The organism is Streptomyces griseoflavus, assembly GCF_014649995.1.
GTDB classification, from domain to species: Bacteria; Actinomycetota; Actinomycetes; order Streptomycetales; family Streptomycetaceae; genus Streptomyces; species Streptomyces griseoflavus.
This window is the reverse complement of sequence record NZ_BMUC01000017.1, coordinates 134,855-150,928: the sequence shown is the minus strand read 5'-3', so window position 1 is coordinate 150,928 and position 16,074 is coordinate 134,855. Positions and strand designations below refer to the sequence as shown.

Sequence of the window (16,074 nt, the reverse complement as noted above, 5' to 3'; positions counted from 1 at the left end):
CACCCCGCGACCCCGAGGACGGCACCACGCCGCCCCCGGGGTCGCCGTGTCGCCGAGGGACGGGCGGAGGTCAGGCCCCGGACGCGTACGGGACGAACGCCCCCCAGGTGTCCGGGGCGAAGGCGATGCGGGGACCCTCGGTGTTCTTGGAATCGCGGACGTGGACGGTGCCGGGGGTGAGGGCGAGTTCGACACACGACTCGCCGTCGGTGCCGCCGCTGTAGCTGCTCTTGAACCACACCAGGTCGGATGCATCCCCGGCGGAGACTTTGCTCGTCATGCCTCTCCCAGCAGTTCCTCGATGAAAGCCAGCGACTCCCTTGGCGGGAGGGCCTGCGCCCGGATGGTCCCATACCGCAGCTCAAGGATGCGGAGCTGTTTCGGGTCGGAGACGGGCCGCCCGTTGAACTTACCGTCGGAGCGCCCCACCGCCGTACCGTCCGGGAACTTCAGCAACTCGATCCTGCCGTCAAGCCCCGGATGCGGCTCGGTGTCCGTCGGCATCACCTGAAGCCGGACGTTGTTCAACCGGCCTGTCTCCAGCACGTGTTCGAGCTGCTGCCGCCACACCGTCGTGCCCCCGACCCGTCGACGCAGCGGCGCTTCCTCCAGTACGAAATGGATCGAGGGGGCCGGGTCCCGCTCGAACACCAACTGCCGAGCCAGCCGAGCCGCCACCATGCGCTCCATGTCGTCCGGCGAGTAGGGCGGTTGCGCCGCACCGATCACGGCGCGCGCGTGGTCGGGCGTCTGCAACAACCCGGCGATGATGTTGCACTCGTACACCCCGATCTCGACCGCCCTGCCCTCCAGCTTCCCCAACTGCCGCACCGTCCTCGGGTACCGGACCTTCTTCACGTCCTCCCAGGCCGCCGCGACGAGCCCGCCCGCCTCCAGGACCTCGTCCGCCCGGTCCAGGAACTCCTGACGAGGGATCCGCTTGCCTCCCTCGATCTTGTAGACCATGTCCTCGCCGTACCCGAGGGCCCGGCCGAAGTCGGCGGCCCGCATCCCCGCCGCCTCACGGCGCAGCCTCAGCTGCCGTCCGACGGTGGTGATGACCGCGACGCCCCACTCGTCGTCCGGGTCCACCTCCCAACCGGGTTCGTCCGCCTCTTCCTTGAGCCGCCCCGCCTCCGCCTCGACCGCCGTCATGCCGCACCTCTCCCTCGGAACCGTCCGTGACGCGCCTGGCGCCCTACCCGTGCCAACCGTCGGCACAGCCACGACAGCACCGGACAACCACCGGACAGTGACGACAGGCACGCACAGAGTGACACCACACGGCCCTGCACGGCCCCCCGTACGACGGGGACGACCCGAAAGGCGACGACATCGTCGTCCCCGGCGGCATGGTCACCCATCAGGTCGTCGTACGCGGCGAGCGGGTCTACGTAGTCCAGATCACGTACTCGGGCTTCTGAACGGCGGGCCGTCACCGCCCCGACGGCCCGGGACGTCTTCGACGGCGAGTGAGCGGTGAGGCCGGACCGGCGTCACCCGCCCGGTCCGGCCTCGCCCACAGGCTAGGAGTGCCCCAGTTCCGCCGACGACTCGTCCTCCGTCGCCGGGACCGAGCCGGAGTCCGGGGACGGGCGGAGGGGGAAGGGGTCCACGCGGGTCTCGTCGATGACCGGCGGGGGCGGCTGCGGGGGCTTCGGCATGACCGCGGCCTCCGAGTGGCCGCCGCAGCCGTACCCCAGGGACACGACGTGGCCGTCGGCCGGGGAGAACTCGTTGGCGCACACGCCGAAGGCCTGGCCCAGGGAGCCGCCGATGCGGGCGAGGAAGCCGCACGACATGCAGGAGGCGGGGGCCGCCTGCGCCATGGGGGTCTTCGCGCCGAACGACTCCTCCCAGCGGTCGGCGGCGGAGTGCAGGCCGTAGCGGGACAGGACGCGGGCCCGGCGCAGGCCCAGTTCCTCGGCGACCGCCGCGATCGTGCCGCGGGCGGGGAGGACGGGCTGGTCGGCGGGGGCGCCGGCCGTCACCTCGGCGTCCTCGGCCTCCACCAGGTCGGCCATCTCCTCGGACACCACCGAGTTCGGCGGCGGCTCCTCCTCGCCGGAGTATCCCGGCTCCAGGCGGAGGTCCTCGGCGTCGGTGGGGAGGAGGTCGCCGGGCCCCATGTCGCCGGGGCGCAGCCGCTCGCTCCACGGCACCCACTCCGGGGCGAGGAGCGCGTCGGGGCCGGGCAGCAGCACCGCCTCGTCGACCGTGACGATCTTGGCCCGGGAGGCGCGGGCGACCGTGACGGCCCAGCGCCAGCCGCGGTAGCCGGGCTCACCGCACCCGAAGTAGTGCGTGACGACCCGGTCTCCCTCGGAGACCATCCCCTCGTGCTCGCCCACGATCCCGGGCGCGGCAACCTCCTCGGCTGCGGCGCGGGCGAGGTCGACCGCCTCGGCGCACAGGCGGTCGGGGGTGCGGCTTCGCGTTGTCGCTGCGCTCACAGGTATCGCTTCTCTCCTACGCCGTCTCACGAGTGCGCCACTCCCAGCGCGGGGGGCGGACGGAGCGGACAGTGGGACCGCGTCGACGTCCGCGCCGCAACGTGCTCGGGCGCGCCTCCATCCATTCTGCGGGATGGCTGAGATACGCACGCTACCTGTTCGCGTGCGCTGGGCCTACACCGACGGTTGTTATGGAGTCCCGCGCGCCGGTTTCCGGGCGCGGCGTCCCGCTTCCGGCAGGGTTTTCCCGCCGGCCGTCCGTCGTCGTCGCGTCCGTGCCGGTCAGGGCCCGCGCGGACCCCCCGGTTCCGCCGTACAGCGGCACCCCGAGTGCCATCCGTGGCGGATACGGCACTATGCACCGGCATCTCGGGGCACTATGACGACGTGGCTACCGCGAGGACACCCCAGGGCGCCACCGGGACCGGTGGGCCCAAAGGGGTCAAGGGAAGCGGCCGACGCCTCGGCACGGGCGGGGCGGGCGGCCGCCTCCGCGCGTGCGGACGCGTCCTGCGTCTGCCCGTGACCGGCACCGCCCGCGGGATCCGCCGGGCGACCCACGCGCACGGCGCCGGGGAGTCCGGACTCGGCAAACTCATCGAACTGCACGGCGTGAACGGCGCCGGCGACGTCATGATCACGGTCGCGCTGGCGTCCACCGTCTTCTTCTCCGTACCGACGGACGAGGCCCGCGGGCGTGTCGCCCTCTACCTGGCCATCACCATGGCGCCCTTCACCCTCCTCGCGCCGGTGGTCGGCCCGCTCCTGGACCGGCTCCCGCACGGCCGGCGCGCCGCCATGGCCGGCGCGATGCTGGCCCGGGCACTGCTGGCCCTCGTCCTGTCCGGCGCGGTGATCACCGGCGGGCTGGAGCTGTACCCGGCCGCGCTGGGCGTACTGGTCGCCTCCAAGGCCTACGGAGTGGTCAGAAGCGCGGTCGTGCCCCGCCTGCTGCCCCCCTCCTTCTCCCTGGTGAAGGCGAACTCACGGGTCACCCTCGGCGGACTGCTGGCGACCGGCATCGCGGCCCCGATCGGCGCGGGCCTGCACCAGATCGGACCGCGCTGGCCGCTGTACGGGGCGTTCGCGCTGTTCGTGACGGGCATGTTCCTGTCGTTCCGGCTGCCCCCCAAGGTGGACTCCGGCAAGGGCGAGGCGGTGGCCCTGCTCGCCGCCGACGAGCAGCACCTGCACGGCCCGCACCGCAAGGCGGACAAGCGCCCGGGACTGCGCACGGTCGGCCCGGCGGTGACCCACGCCCTGGCCGCCAACGCCTCCATCCGCTGCCTCACCGGCTTCCTCATCTTCTTCCTGGCGTTCCTGCTGCGCGAGCACCCGATGTCCGGTCAGAGCGCCGCGGTGTCGCTCGGCATAGTGGGTGTGGCGGCCGGTGCGGGCAACGCCCTCGGCACGGCGGTCGGGGCGGGCCTCAGGTCACGCGCCCCGGAGATCATCATCGTGACGGTGGTGGCGTGCGTGGTGAGCGCGGCGATCGTGGCGGCGGCGTTCTTCGGCGCGGTCCTCGTGGCGTGTCTCGCCGCGATCGCCGGGTTCGCGCAGGCGCTGGCGAAACTGTCGCTGGACGCGCTGATCCAGCGGGACGTGCCCGAACTCGTCCGCACCTCGGCGTTCGCCCGTTCGGAGACACTGCTGCAGATGTCGTGGGTGCTCGGCGGCGCGGTCGGCATCGCGATGCCGCTCATCGGGCCGCTGGGGCTGGCCGTGGGCGCGGCGATCGTCGCGACGGGCTGGCTGACCACGGTCCGCGGGCTGATCCGCTCGGCCCGCCAGGGGCACGCGGGGCAGGCGCGAGTGGCGTAACGCTCCGGCCACGCCGTACCCCCACGTGGGGGGCCGGGCCGACGCGCCCGATAGCCTTCCGCCATGACCACGCTGCAATCCGCTGTGCGACGCCGCCGCGCCGTCGCCGCCGCCGGCGCCGTATCCGCCGGACTGCTCGTCCTGGCCGCCTGTGACAAGCCGACGCCGATGGCCACCATCACGGTGGGCAGCGACTCGGTGAGCTCCGAGGCGACCTGTGGTGGCGAGGACGAGGCCATCAAGGCCGCCGACCTGAACAAGTGCCTCCAGGACAAGGGCATCGACGAGATCACCGTCGACCCCGACGAGACGGTCCGCTTCGGCGTCGACCCGGACGTCGCCGACAAGGGCTGGACCATCCTGATGAACGGTCAGCCGCTCACCGACTCCAGCACCAAGACCTACCGCACCATCCCGGGCAGCGTGTTCTTCAACGCCCAGTACGGCGCCCAGGGCGACTCGACGCTCGTGTCCATCAAGGAGGGCGAGAAGGACACCACGGCCCTGTGGTCCTTCCGCCTGAAGAAGGACGCCTGATCACGTCGTCCGCACGCGTTCTCGTGGCCACCGCGGTCCCCGCCGAGCGGGATGCGGTGGCCCGGGCGTTCCCGGGCCCGGTGGAGGAGATCGTGCTGCCCGGCACGACGGTGCACCGGGTCACCGGCGCGGCCGACCTCCTCGCCGCCGGGGTCGGTCCGGCGCTCGCCGCCGCGTCCACAGCCGCCGCGCTGACCGCCGCCGCCCTCGACGGCCGGCCCTACCGCCTGGTCGTCTCCGCCGGGATCGGCGGCGGCTTCCCGCCGCGCGCGCCCCTCGGCTCCCTCGTCGTCGCCGACGAGATCACCGCGGCCGACCTGGGCGCCGAGACACCCGACGGTTTCCTGCCCGTCACCGACCTCGGCTTCGGCACCGTCACCCACCGCCCGCCCGCCGCCCTGGTCCGGGAGGCCGCCGCCGCGTCCGGCGCGCGCACCGGGACCGTGCTCACCGTGTCGACGGTGACCGGGACCGCCGCCCGGGCCGACGCGCTCCACGCCCGTCACCCGCGGGCCCTCGCCGAGGCGATGGAGGGCTTCGGCGTCGCCGAGGCCGCCGCCGCGCACGGTGTGCCGGTGCTGGAGGTGCGGGCGGTGTCGAACCCCGTCGGCCCGCGCGACCGCGCCGCCTGGCGCATCGGCGACGCCCTGACCGCCCTCACCGAGGGCTTCGGGAAGCTCGCGCCCGTCCTGGAGAGTTGGAATCAGCATGACCAGCATGACCACCAGTGAGCACACCGGCGACCGGCAGCGGCTGCGGATCGCCTACTCCCCCTGCCCGAACGACACCTTCGTCTTCGACGCCCTCGCCCACGGCCGCGTCCCGGACGCGGCCGCCCTCGACGTCACCTTCGCCGACATCGACCTCACCAACGGCATGGCCGAGCGCGGCGAACTGGACGTGCTGAAGGTGTCGTACGCGGTGCTGCCGTACGTCCTCGACGAGTACGCGCTGCTGCCGTGCGGGGGTGCGCTGGGGCGCGGCTGCGGGCCGCTGGTGCTCACCCGGGAGGCGGGCGCGGACCTGACCGGCCGCACCGTCGCCGTGCCGAGCGAGAGGTCGACGGCGTACCTGCTGTTCCGGCTGTGGGCGGCCGATGTCCTGCCCGGCGGGGTCGGCCGGATCGTGGTGATGCCGTTCCACGAGATCATGCCCGCCGTGCGGGACGGGAAGGTCGACGCGGGCCTCGTCATCCACGAGGCGCGCTTCACCTACCAGGACTACGGGCTGCACAAGCTCGCCGACATGGGCGAGCACTGGGAGCGGACTACGGGCCTGCCCATCCCGCTGGGCGCGATCATCGCCAGGAGGTCGCTGGGCGAGGAGACGCTGACCCGGCTCGCCGCCTCGATCCGCACCTCCGTACGGGCCGCCTGGGACGACCCCGAGGCGTCCCGGCCGTACGTCATGGAGCACGCGCAGGAGATGGACCCGGCCGTCGCCGACCAGCACATCGGGCTGTACGTCAACGAGTTCACCGCCGACCTCGGCGAGGACGGCTACGCGGCCGTCCGCGGACTGCTCACCCGCGCCGCGGCCGAGGGACTCGTGCCGCCCCTCGGCCCGGACGCGCTGCGGTTCCCGTAGGTGCCGGGGTCCTAGACGTCGAGCTGGTCGGCGACCGCGCGGAGCAGGCCGGCGATCTTCTTGCCGGCCGCCCGCTCGGGGTAGCGGCCGCGCTCCAGCGACGGCGTGATGTTCTCCAGCAGGGTCGTCAGGTCCTGGACGATGGAGGCCAGCTCGTCCGGCTTCTTGCGCTGGGCCGCCGCGACCGACGGGGTCGGGTCGAGGATGGTCAGGGACAGCGCCTGGTCACCGCGCTGTCCGGCGACCACACCGAACTCCACGCGCTGGCCCGGCTTGAGGGCCTCGACTCCGGCGGGGAGGACCGAGGAATGCACGAAGACGTCGCCGCCGTCGTCACGGGAGAGAAAGCCGAAGCCCTTCTCACTGTTGAACCATTTGACCTTGCCGGTGGGCACGTCTGTCCTCGTCCTCGTACTCGTCGGGAAAACTGCTTCGGAAAACGGCTCGTGATAGCACTCGGGCGGGCCCGATGACCCGCCGGTTCCAAGGCTAATGGTCTTCGGGCCGGTGACAAGACGTCACCGGGTCGTTCCTCTCGCGCAGGAACTACCCTGGTCGGGTGCGTGACAAAACCCAAGCGAATTCCGCAGCGCCCGGCGACGGTCTGGTTCGTGCCGGTGCCCTGGTGTTCATCGTCGGCGCCGTGGCCACTCTGGTCACGGTGGCCCCGCTGTTCCTCGGTACGACGCCCTTTCCGACGTACATGTTCGTCCTGAGCATGCTGATGGGTGTCGGATTCCTGATGGCGGGGGCGGGGGTACTCCGTTCGGTCGCGGCGGGGCGGCGGACGGCGCGGGCGGCCGGTCAGGTGTCCGAGGGATAGTCGGTCAGGTGCCCGAGGGGGAGCCGGTGCGGTAGTCGGAAAACCATCGCGGGAATTCGGTGAGGTCGGTGAGCACCACGTCGGCGCCGGCCTCCCGCAGCTCGGTGGCGTCGCAGGGGCCGCCGGCCACCGCGACGGACAGGGCGCCGGCGGTCCGCGCGCCGCGCACGTCGCCCACGTGGTCGCCGACGTAGACGGCGGCCTCGTGCTCGCGCAGCGCCAGCGCCTTCTGCTCGGCCCACAGCCCGCCGATCACCGCGTCCGGCTCGATGCCGAGGTGGGCCAGGTGCAGCTTGGCGTTGGGTTCGTACTTCGCCGTGACGACGATCGCCCGCCCGCCCGCCTCCCGTACCGCCGCTATCGCCTCACGGGCGCCGGGGAGCGCGAGGGTGGGCGTGATGGCGTACGCCGGGTACATCTCCCGGTACAGGTCGGCGACCTCGTCGACGCGGTCGGCCGGGAACCAGTTGATCAGCTCGTCGCCCAGGGGCGGGCCGAGGCGGCTGACCGCGAGGTCGGCGTCGATGTACGTACCCGTCCGCTCGGCCAGGGCCAGGTAGCAGGCGTGGATGCCGGGGCGGGAGTCGATGAGCGTCATGTCGAGGTCGAAGCCGACGGTGGGCGGGAGGGGCGTCGTGGAGGCCATGCCCGCCATTGTGCCGGGGGCTGCTCGCAGCACGGCCGCGCCGCCCCTTCCCGTCCCCCCCGGGGGCTCCGCCCCGGACCCCGCTCCTCGAACGCCGGAGGGGCTGGAATGCGGCGGAGGGGCTGATCAGCCCAGGTCGGTGGGGGGAGTCAGGGGCGGGGGCGTTGGGAGCGCCAGATCAGGAAGAGGGCCGAGGCGATGGCGGCGCCTCGGATGACCCACGGCCACGTCTCGGTGAGCGCGGCGTTCATGTGGCCCTCGGCGATCGGCTCGCCCCAGCGTCCCTGCGTCCTCCCCCACAGCCACAGCACCCCGCCCGTGAGCGCGAGCCCGGGAATGACGACGACCGCCGCCTTCGACTCCGCCGCGGTGAGCCGCCGTGAGGCGTAGGCGATGAGCCAGCCGAGGATCAGGGCGAACCACTTGCCGAGCACCGCGCCCACGACCAGCAGGCCGGCGGCGAGCAGCAGCAGGGGGTTGCTCCAGCGGCGGGAGGGCAGCCGCAGGAGGCGACGGCGGCGCGGCACCTCGGCCGCCTCCGCCTCCGGCACGTCCGCGGGCTCGGCGGCACGCTCCGGTTCGTCCCTCTCCTTCGCCGCCGGGGGCCGCAGCAGCTCGGGGATCTCCACACCCCCCACGAAGCCGGGCACCTCGTCCCCGACACCGAACGCGCTGGTGTCGACGCGCCACCAGTCGGGCTGGGAGGCGCTGTCCCCGAGTTCGTCCGTACCGGCGCGGTGCGGCGGGGACGGCACGGCGGTCGGCGCGGGGTCCGCCGGCTCGGCCGGGCGGGGCCGCGGCACCACCTTGCGCAGGACACCCTTCGGCCGCTCACCGCGCTCGCGCTGCACCGGCACGACGGCGGGCGCCTCGGGGACGGCGGGAGCCGTGCCGGAGCCGTCCTCCGCCGCCGTGACGACCTCGGTCGGCGTCCCGATGCGGGAGATGATGCGGCGCACCGCGGCCGGCGAGTCGACCACGGCCTTCGCCCGCCGCCGGTCGATCTCGTCGCGCAGCTCGGCGACCAGCCGCATGCGGGCCGCCGACGGCAGCTGCCGCTGCTGCGCGACATCGCCGACGCGGCTCAGATATTCGTAGACGACCCGGTCACTCTCGATACCCACGAAGTCCCCTCCGGGACGGATGCGTTGGGACACCGTCGCCCGACGGTACCGCGAGCGGGGCCGGCCGGCCCAACTCCCGGCACCCCGTGGACGCGGCCAACCGCTAACGTGAACCGGATGAGCACCGAGGAGAAGCCCGCGGCGGCCCCCCGATCCCTCGCCGAGGCCCTTCGGGGGCGGGACGACGTCTCGCTGGCCGCGCTGCTGCGCGGCCGGCCGGACCTCGTCACGCCCGTGCCCACGGATCTCACCCAGCTCGCCACCCGTGCCGGCACCCGCGCCTCGGTGGTGCGCGCCCTGGAGCGGCTGGACCGGTTCACGCTGCAGACCGCGCAGGCACTGGCCGTGGCGCCGGACCCGGCGACGTACGGCGAACTGCTCACGCTGCTCGCGGGGGACGACGGCGCGGGCGGCGCCGCCGACCCGGCGGTGTCCGCCGCGCTGCCGCGCGCGCTCGGTGTGCTGCGCGAGCAAGCCCTGGTGTGGGGCGGTGACGACCGGTTGCGGCTGGTCCGCACGGCGCGTGAGCTGCTGGCGCCGTCGCCGCAGCACCCGTCGCCGACCGGGCTCGGCCCGACGGTGCGGGAGGCGACGGCGGGGATGTCGCCGGGTCGTATCCAGGAAATCGTGGCGACGGCGGGACTGCCGTCCACGCACGACTCGGTGTCCGCGGTGACGGCGCTGACCGCCCTGTTCAGCGACCCGGTGCGGATGTCGGCGCTGCTCGACGAGGCGCCCGCGGAGTCCGTGGAGGTGCTGGAGCGGCTGGTGTGGGGGCCGCCGTACGGGCAGGTGACCGCCGATCCGGCGCCCCGGCTGCGCTGGCTGCTGGACCGGGGGCTGCTGCTGCCGACGGCGCCCGGGACGGTCGTCCTGCCGCGCGAGGTGGCGCTGCGGCTGCGGGCGGGGCGTGCGCACCGGACGCCGGAGCCGGTGCCACCGCCGGTCGAGGCGGCCGCCACGCACCGTCCCCAGGTGGTGGACGCGACGGCGGCCGGGCAGGCCCACACGGCGCTGGCGACGGTCGAGGAGTTGCTGAAGGACTGGCACGAGGGCGGTCCGGCGGTGCTGCGGGCGGGCGGGCTGAGCGTGCGCGACCTGAAGCGGACCGCCGCGGCCCTCGACGTGACCGAGCCGGTGGCCGCGTTCTGGGTGGAACTGGCCTACGCGGCCGGGCTGCTGGCCTCCGACGGGGGTGGGGGTACCTCCCACGCCGTCAAGGCAGTGGGGGACGACGAGCGGTACGCGGCGACACCGGCGTACGACGAGTGGCTGGAGCGGCCGGACGCGGAGCGGTGGGCCCACCTGGCCACGGCGTGGCTGGCGGCGACCCGGTCGGCGGGGCTGGTCGGCGGGCGGGACGCGAAGGACCACAGTCTGTCGGCGCTGGGCCCGGGCCTGGACCGGTCGGCCGCCCCGGAGGTGCGGCACCGGGTGCTGACGCTGCTGGCCGCCCTGCCGGAGGGAGCCGCGCCGGCCACCGGGTCGGTACTGGACCGTCTGCGGTGGGAACGGCCGCCGCGGGGCGGGCGGGGAGGTGCCGTGCCGGCGGAGGGCGGCGCTCGCGGCGCGGTGGGACAGCCCGGCGACGGCGGGCGCGGCGCGCCGGCCGCCGGGGAGGGCGGGGACGACCTGCGGACCCTGCTGGCGCGGTGGGCGCTGTCCGAGGCGGAGATGCTCGGGGTGACCGGGCGGGGTGCCCTGTCCTCGCACGGGCGGGCGCTGATCGGCGCGCCCGCGCCCCGGCGGGCGCAGGAGGCGGAGCCGGCCGGGCCCGGTGACAAGCTGCCCGTCCACCACCGGCCCGCCGCGCCCGCGTCCGTGCCCGCGCCGCTCTCCCCGCCCGAGCGGGCCACCGCCGCCGCCGCGGCCGCCCGGCTGCTCGCGCCGCTGCTGCCCGAGCCGCTGGACCACGTGCTGCTCCAGGCCGATCTGACGGCGGTGGCGCCGGGCCCGCTGGAGCGGCCGCTCGCCGAGACGCTGGGGGTCCTGGCGGACGTGGAGTCGAAGGGTGGGGCGACGGTCTACCGGTTCACGCCCGGCTCGGTACGGCGCGCCCTCGACGCCGGGCGGACCGCCTCCGACCTGCACGCCTTCCTCGCCGCGCACTCCCGTACGCCCGTCCCGCAGCCGCTCGCGTACCTGATCGACGACGTCGCCCGCCGGCACGGGCACCTGCGGGTCGGTGCGGCCTCGGCGTACGTCCGCTGCGACGACGACGCGATGCTGGGCGAGATCCTCGCCGACAAACGCGCCGCCACGCTGGGGCTGCGGCGACTCGCGCCGACCGTGCTGGCCGCGCAGGCCGGCCCGGCCGGGCTGCTGGAGGGGCTGCGCGCGATGGGTTTCGCGCCGGCCGCGGAGTCCGCCGAGGGTGATGTCCTCATCACCCGCGCCGACGCCCGCCGCACCCCGCCCCGCACGCCTCCCGAGCCGGTCCCGGACGGGCCGCCCGTCCCCGACGACACGTTGCTGCACGCGGCGGTGCGGGCCGTCCGCGCCGGCGACCTCGCCGCCACCGCACCGCGCAGACCGGCCGCCGGTGACCGCTCCGGCGGCGGCGAGCCGCCGCGGACGACCGCGGCCGAGACCCTGGCCACCGTGCAGGCCGCCGTCCTCACCGGTGAGGCCCTGTGGATCGGCTACGTCAACGCCGAGGGCGCGGCGAGCCAGCGCGTGATCGCCCCGGTGCGCGTCGAGGGCGGCTTCGTCACGGCGTACGACCACACCGCCGAGGAGGTCCGGACGTATCCGCTGCACCGGATCACGGGCGTGGCGGAGCTGGCGGACGAACGGGACTGACCCGGCCGGTCCGCGGCCGTCCGGGCGCACCGCGCCCGCGCCGGGCCCCGGTCGGTGAACAAGCTCACGCCGTCCCCGTCGAAGCGGCTCGGGCCGCCCGGGGCACCGGTGGCGTGCGATCAGGCAAACTGGACGTTTGGCCGTGCAGTGCCGGCCGCGTCCGTCGCCGAGCCGCAGAAAGGCAGCCGCGCGTGAATGGTCCGCTCATCGTCCAGTCCGACAAGACCCTCCTCCTCGAGGTCGACCACGAGCAGGCCGACGACTGCCGGCGGGTCATCGCGCCCTTCGCCGAACTGGAGCGCGCTCCCGAGCACATCCACACCTACCGGGTGACGCCGCTGGGTCTGTGGAACGCGCGGGCGGCCGGGCACGACGCCGAGCAGGTCGTGGACGCGCTGGTGCAGTACAGCCGCTACCCGGTGCCGCACGCGCTGCTCGTCGACATCGCCGACACCATGGACCGCTACGGCCGGCTCAGCCTGGTCAAGCACCCGGCGCACGGTCTCGTGCTGACCAGCACCGACCGGCCCGTGCTGGAGGAGGTGCTGCGCTCCAAGCGGATCGCGCCGCTCGTCGGCGCCCGGATCGACCCCGACACGGTGATCGTGCACCCCTCGGAGCGCGGGCAGATCAAGCAGACGCTGCTGAAGCTGGGCTGGCCGGCCGAGGACCTCGCCGGTTACGTGGACGGCGAGGCGCACCCCATCGAGCTGGTCGAGGACGGGTGGGCGCTGCGCCCGTACCAGAAGCAGGCCGTGGAGAACTTCTGGCACGGCGGCTCCGGTGTGGTCGTCCTCCCCTGCGGCGCGGGCAAGACACTGGTCGGCGCGGGCTCGATGGCGCAGGCGAAGTCGACCACGCTGATCCTGGTCACCAACACCGTCTCGGCCCGTCAGTGGAAGCACGAGCTGGTGAAGCGGACCTCGCTGACCGAGGACGAGATCGGCGAGTACAGCGGGACGCGCAAGGAGATCCGGCCCGTCACCATCGCCACCTACCAGGTGCTGACGACGAAGCGGAAGGGCGTCTACCCGCACCTGGAGCTGTTCGACTCCCGGGACTGGGGCCTGATCCTCTACGACGAGGTGCACCTGCTGCCCGCGCCCGTCTTCAAGTTCACCGCCGACCTCCAGGCCCGGCGGCGGCTCGGCCTGACGGCGACCCTGGTCCGTGAGGACGGCCGCGAGTCGGACGTGTTCTCGCTGATCGGCCCGAAGCGGTTCGACGCGCCGTGGAAGGAGATCGAGGCGCAGGGCTACATCGCCCCGGCCGACTGCGTGGAGGTCCGGGTCGGTCTCACCGAGTCCGAGCGGCTGGCGTACGCGACGGCGGAGCAGGAGGAGAAGTACCGGTTCTGCTCGACGACGGCGACCAAGCAGAAGGTGACGGAGGCGATCGTCCGGCGGTTCGCGGGCCAGCAGATCCTCGTCATCGGTCAGTACATCGACCAGCTCGACGAACTGGGCGAGCACCTGAACGCGCCGGTGATCAAGGGCGAGACGTCGAACGCCCAGCGGGAGAAGCTGTTCGACGCGTTCCGGGAGGGCGAGATCAGCGTCCTGGTCGTGTCCAAGGTCGCGAACTTCTCCATCGACCTGCCGGAGGCGACGGTCGCGATCCAGGTGTCGGGCACCTTCGGCTCCCGGCAGGAGGAGGCGCAGCGGCTCGGCCGGGTGCTGCGGCCGAAGGCGGACGGGCACAAGGCGCACTTCTACTCCGTGGTCGCCCGGGACACCATCGACCAGGACTTCGCGGCGCACCGCCAGCGGTTCCTCGCCGAGCAGGGGTACGCCTACCGGATCATGGACGCGGACGAGTTGCTGGCCGGGAACTGAGCGGGCGCGTCACCCCTCGGGCAGGTTGAACACCAGGGCCAGGACGACCAGCCAGGGCAGTAGGGAGAGCCCGGCCAGCCAGATACGCGGCACCGACCAGCGGCGGGTCCGGGGCAGCAGCCAGGAGGTGAGCCAGGCGCCGGCCGCGAGGATGCCGCCGAAGAAGAGGGTCCCGAAGATCACGTCCAGGGCGGTCGTCAGTGCCTGCGAGCAGTGGTCGGGTCCGCAGCTGTCGGTCGCCATCACGGACATCGCGCCGAGCAGCACGGCCGCCGGTGCCAGCAGCGCCCCGAGCCCGGTGGCGACGGCGGGTGCCACCCAGGCGCGCGGGTCCCGCTCGGTCCGGTACCGCCGGGCCGGCGACACGGGTGCGGTGTGCTCGTTCTTCATACGGTCAGTGAAGCGGCCCGGTGGGGGGCGGCGCACCGGCGCGGGTACTCAGCGGGGCGCGTGCGCGTACTCAGACGCCGGCGGGGCGGCGTACTCCGACGCGGTGTCGGAGCACGCCGCCCCGGGGGCGGGACACACGGTGCTTTCCTTGCGGGTTCCTCGCAGGTTCCTGGCAGGGCCTCACCGCGGGTCCCGGGCGAACCTGGCGGCCGACCAGAAGTAGCCGAGCACCGCCAGGACCAGGCACCAGGCCACGGCCAGCCAGCCGTGGTGGCCGATCTCCGTGCCGAGCAGCAGGCCGCGCAGTGTCTCGATGGCCGGGGTGAAGGGCTGGTACTCGGCGATCGGCCGGAACCAGCCCGGCATCCCGTCGAGCGGGACGAAGGCGCTGGACAGGAGCGGCAGCAGGATCAGCGGCATCGCGTTGTTGCCGGCCGCCTCGGCGTTGGGGCTGACCAGGCCCATGCCGACGGCGATCCAAGTGAGCGCCAGGGCGAACAGGACCAGCAGTCCGAACGCGGCCAGCCACTCCAGGACCGTGGCGTCCGTGGAGCGGAAGCCGACGGCCACGCCCACGGCGCCGACGAGGATCACGCTCGCGACCGACTGGAGCACGCTGCCGATGACGTGTCCGACGAGCACGGAGCCCCGGTGGATGGCCATCGTGCGGAAACGGGCGATGATGCCCTCGGTCATGTCCATGGAGACGGACACGGCGGTGCCGATCGTGGTGGAGCCGATGGTCATCAGCAGCACGCCCGGCACGAGGTAGGCGACGTACACGGAGCGGTCCGCTCCGCCCATGCCCGCGCTCATCACGCCTCCGAAGACGTAGACGAAGAGCAGCAGCAGCATGACGGGCGTGAGCAGCAGGTTCAGGGTGAGGGAGGGGTAGCGGCGCGCGTGCAGGAGGTTGCGGCGCAGCATCGTGGACGAGTCGCGTACGGCCAGGGCGAGGGTGCTCATCGGGCGGCCTCCGTGGGCTGGTGGGGGACGGCGGCGCCGCCGGTGAGGGCGAAGAAGACGTCGTCGAGGTCGGGGGTGTGCACGGTGAGTTCGTCGGCCTCGACGCCGGCGGAGTCCAGCCGGTCGAGGAGGGAGCGCAGTTCGCGCTGGCTGCCGCCGCTGGGGATCCGGAGGGCGAGGGCCTCGTCGTCCCGGGCCGCCTCGCGCAGGGCGTCGGCGGCGGACCGGTAGCCGGCCGGGTCGGTGAAGCGGAGCCGGACGTGCCCGCCGGGGACGAGCCGCTTGAGTTCGTCGGCGGTGCCCTCGGCGGCGATCCGGCCGTCGTGGAGCACGGCGATGCGGTGGGCGAGTTCGTCGGCCTCCTCCAGGTACTGGGTGGTGAGGAAGACGGTGACACCGCCCGAGACCAGTTCCCGGATGATCTGCCACATGCTGTGGCGGGAGCGCGGGTCGAGGCCGGTGGTCGGCTCGTCGAGGAAGATGATCCGCGGGGCGCCGACGAGGGTCATGGCGAGGTCGAGGCGGCGCTTCATGCCGCCGGAGTAGGTCGAGGCGGGCTTCTTCGCCGCCTCGGTGAGGTCGAACCGTTCCAGCAGTTCGGCGGCGACCCGCCGCCCCTCGCGCCGGGACAGGTGGTGCAGGTCGGCCATCAGCAGCATGTTCTCCTCGCCGGTGATCAGGCCGTCGACGGCGGAGAACTGTCCGGTGACGCCGATCGCCGCCCGGACGGCCTGGGGGTCGGTGGCGAGGTCGTGGCCGCCGACCCGCAGGTCACCGGCGTCCGCGGTGACGAGGGTGGAGAGGATCTTGACGGCGGTGGTCTTGCCGGCGCCGTTCGGGCCGAGCAGGGAGAAGATCGTGCCTTCCGGGACGGACAGGTCGACGCCGTCGAGCACGACCTTGTCGCCGTAGGACTTCCGCAGCCCGTCGGCCACGATGGCCGCACTCCGGGCGGGGGTGTCGCAGTGCATCGTGCGCCCCTTCGGGTCGTTGTTTCTGACACCGGAAACGCTACGTTGCGTTCATGGTTTGGGCAACGCACTTGTTGCACTGTAAATTCGTTTATGCAGTTCAGCGCACGCTTTTCGTT

The 16,074-nt window shown here is 73.6% G+C and carries 16 protein-coding genes; 7 read left to right on the top strand and 9 right to left on the bottom strand.

Going from position 1 to position 16,074, the window contains the following annotated elements; translation table 11 throughout:
* Positions 1-70: 70 nt before the first annotated feature.
* The 3 genes from IE172_RS29065 to IE172_RS29055 all read right to left on the bottom strand — a co-directional run bounded on the left by IE172_RS29065 (position 71) and on the right by IE172_RS29055 (position 2,453).
* Positions 71-280, bottom strand: coding sequence for a DUF397 domain-containing protein (locus IE172_RS29065; RefSeq protein WP_190100297.1), 210 nt, complete (start codon positions 278-280; stop codon positions 71-73).
* Complete coding sequence (locus IE172_RS29060) at positions 277-1,155, bottom strand: helix-turn-helix domain-containing protein (protein WP_190100296.1); 879 nt, start codon at positions 1,153-1,155, stop codon at positions 277-279. Before IE172_RS29060 ends, IE172_RS29065 begins: the two co-directional genes overlap by 4 nt.
* Before the next feature lie 371 nt (positions 1,156-1,526).
* Complete coding sequence (locus IE172_RS29055) at positions 1,527-2,453, bottom strand: DUF3027 domain-containing protein (RefSeq protein WP_190100295.1); 927 nt, start codon at positions 2,451-2,453, stop codon at positions 1,527-1,529.
* 387 nt (positions 2,454-2,840) lie between these two features.
* Between IE172_RS29055 and IE172_RS29050 the strand changes: the two genes are divergently transcribed.
* The 4 genes from IE172_RS29050 (at position 2,841) to IE172_RS29035 (ending at position 6,398) form a co-directional block, all read left to right on the top strand.
* A complete protein-coding gene (locus IE172_RS29050) occupies positions 2,841-4,274 on the top strand; it encodes an MFS transporter (protein ID WP_190100294.1) in 1,434 nt (477 codons plus the stop codon).
* Positions 4,275-4,337: 63 nt separating this feature from the next.
* Positions 4,338-4,811, top strand: coding sequence for a DUF2703 domain-containing protein (locus IE172_RS29045; RefSeq protein WP_229886522.1), 474 nt, complete (start codon positions 4,338-4,340; stop codon positions 4,809-4,811).
* On the top strand, positions 4,781-5,542 hold the full coding sequence (locus IE172_RS29040) for a futalosine hydrolase (protein ID WP_229886520.1): 762 nt from the start codon (positions 4,781-4,783) through the stop codon (positions 5,540-5,542). The genes IE172_RS29045 and IE172_RS29040 overlap by 31 nt, the downstream gene beginning before the upstream one ends.
* Positions 5,529-6,398, top strand: coding sequence for a 1,4-dihydroxy-6-naphtoate synthase (locus tag IE172_RS29035; RefSeq protein WP_190100293.1), 870 nt, complete (start codon positions 5,529-5,531; stop codon positions 6,396-6,398). The genes IE172_RS29040 and IE172_RS29035 overlap by 14 nt, the downstream gene beginning before the upstream one ends.
* An 11-nt stretch (positions 6,399-6,409) precedes the next feature.
* On the opposite strand, the gene IE172_RS35295 is transcribed toward IE172_RS29035, so the two are convergent.
* A complete protein-coding gene (locus tag IE172_RS35295; protein ID WP_004929962.1) occupies positions 6,410-6,793 on the bottom strand; it encodes a cold-shock protein in 384 nt (127 codons plus the stop codon).
* A 164-nt stretch (positions 6,794-6,957) separates the two neighbouring features.
* Here IE172_RS35295 and IE172_RS29025 point away from each other — a divergent pair, with 164 nt between their 5' ends.
* Positions 6,958-7,221 (top strand): hypothetical protein, encoded by a 264-nt coding sequence (locus IE172_RS29025; protein WP_190100292.1) that lies wholly within the window; start codon positions 6,958-6,960, stop codon positions 7,219-7,221.
* Between the two features lie 4 nt (positions 7,222-7,225).
* Here IE172_RS29025 and IE172_RS29020 read toward each other — a convergent pair whose 3' ends face one another.
* Together IE172_RS29020 and IE172_RS29015 are read right to left on the bottom strand one after the other, a co-directional pair.
* Positions 7,226-7,867: an HAD family hydrolase gene (locus IE172_RS29020; RefSeq protein ID WP_190100291.1), complete on the bottom strand. Its 642-nt coding sequence runs from the start codon at positions 7,865-7,867 to the stop codon at positions 7,226-7,228.
* 149 nt (positions 7,868-8,016) lie between these two features.
* The gene (locus IE172_RS29015) at positions 8,017-8,991 is read right to left on the bottom strand and encodes a hypothetical protein (RefSeq protein ID WP_190100290.1); all 975 of its coding nucleotides are present in this window, start codon (positions 8,989-8,991) and stop codon (positions 8,017-8,019) included.
* Positions 8,992-9,108: 117 nt separating this feature from the next.
* On the opposite strand from IE172_RS29015, the gene IE172_RS29010 reads away from it, so the two are divergent.
* Together IE172_RS29010 and IE172_RS29005 are read left to right on the top strand one after the other, a co-directional pair.
* Positions 9,109-11,793, top strand: coding sequence for a helicase C-terminal domain-containing protein (locus tag IE172_RS29010; protein ID WP_190100289.1), 2,685 nt, complete (start codon positions 9,109-9,111; stop codon positions 11,791-11,793).
* Positions 11,794-11,984: 191 nt separating this feature from the next.
* Complete coding sequence (locus tag IE172_RS29005; RefSeq protein ID WP_190100288.1) at positions 11,985-13,628, top strand: DNA repair helicase XPB; 1,644 nt, start codon at positions 11,985-11,987, stop codon at positions 13,626-13,628.
* 9 nt (positions 13,629-13,637) lie between these two features.
* Here IE172_RS29005 and IE172_RS29000 read toward each other — a convergent pair whose 3' ends face one another.
* The 3 genes from IE172_RS29000 to IE172_RS28990 all read right to left on the bottom strand — a co-directional run bounded on the left by IE172_RS29000 (position 13,638) and on the right by IE172_RS28990 (position 15,955).
* The gene (locus tag IE172_RS29000) at positions 13,638-14,018 is read right to left on the bottom strand and encodes a hypothetical protein (protein ID WP_190100287.1); all 381 of its coding nucleotides are present in this window, start codon (positions 14,016-14,018) and stop codon (positions 13,638-13,640) included.
* 180 nt (positions 14,019-14,198) lie between these two features.
* Positions 14,199-14,984 carry an ABC transporter permease gene (locus tag IE172_RS28995; protein WP_190100286.1) on the bottom strand — a complete coding sequence of 262 codons (786 nt, stop codon included), beginning with the start codon at positions 14,982-14,984 and terminating at the stop codon, positions 14,199-14,201.
* Complete coding sequence (locus tag IE172_RS28990) at positions 14,981-15,955, bottom strand: ATP-binding cassette domain-containing protein (protein ID WP_190100285.1); 975 nt, start codon at positions 15,953-15,955, stop codon at positions 14,981-14,983. The genes IE172_RS28995 and IE172_RS28990 overlap by 4 nt, the downstream gene beginning before the upstream one ends.
* Positions 15,956-16,074: the final 119 nt, after the last annotated feature.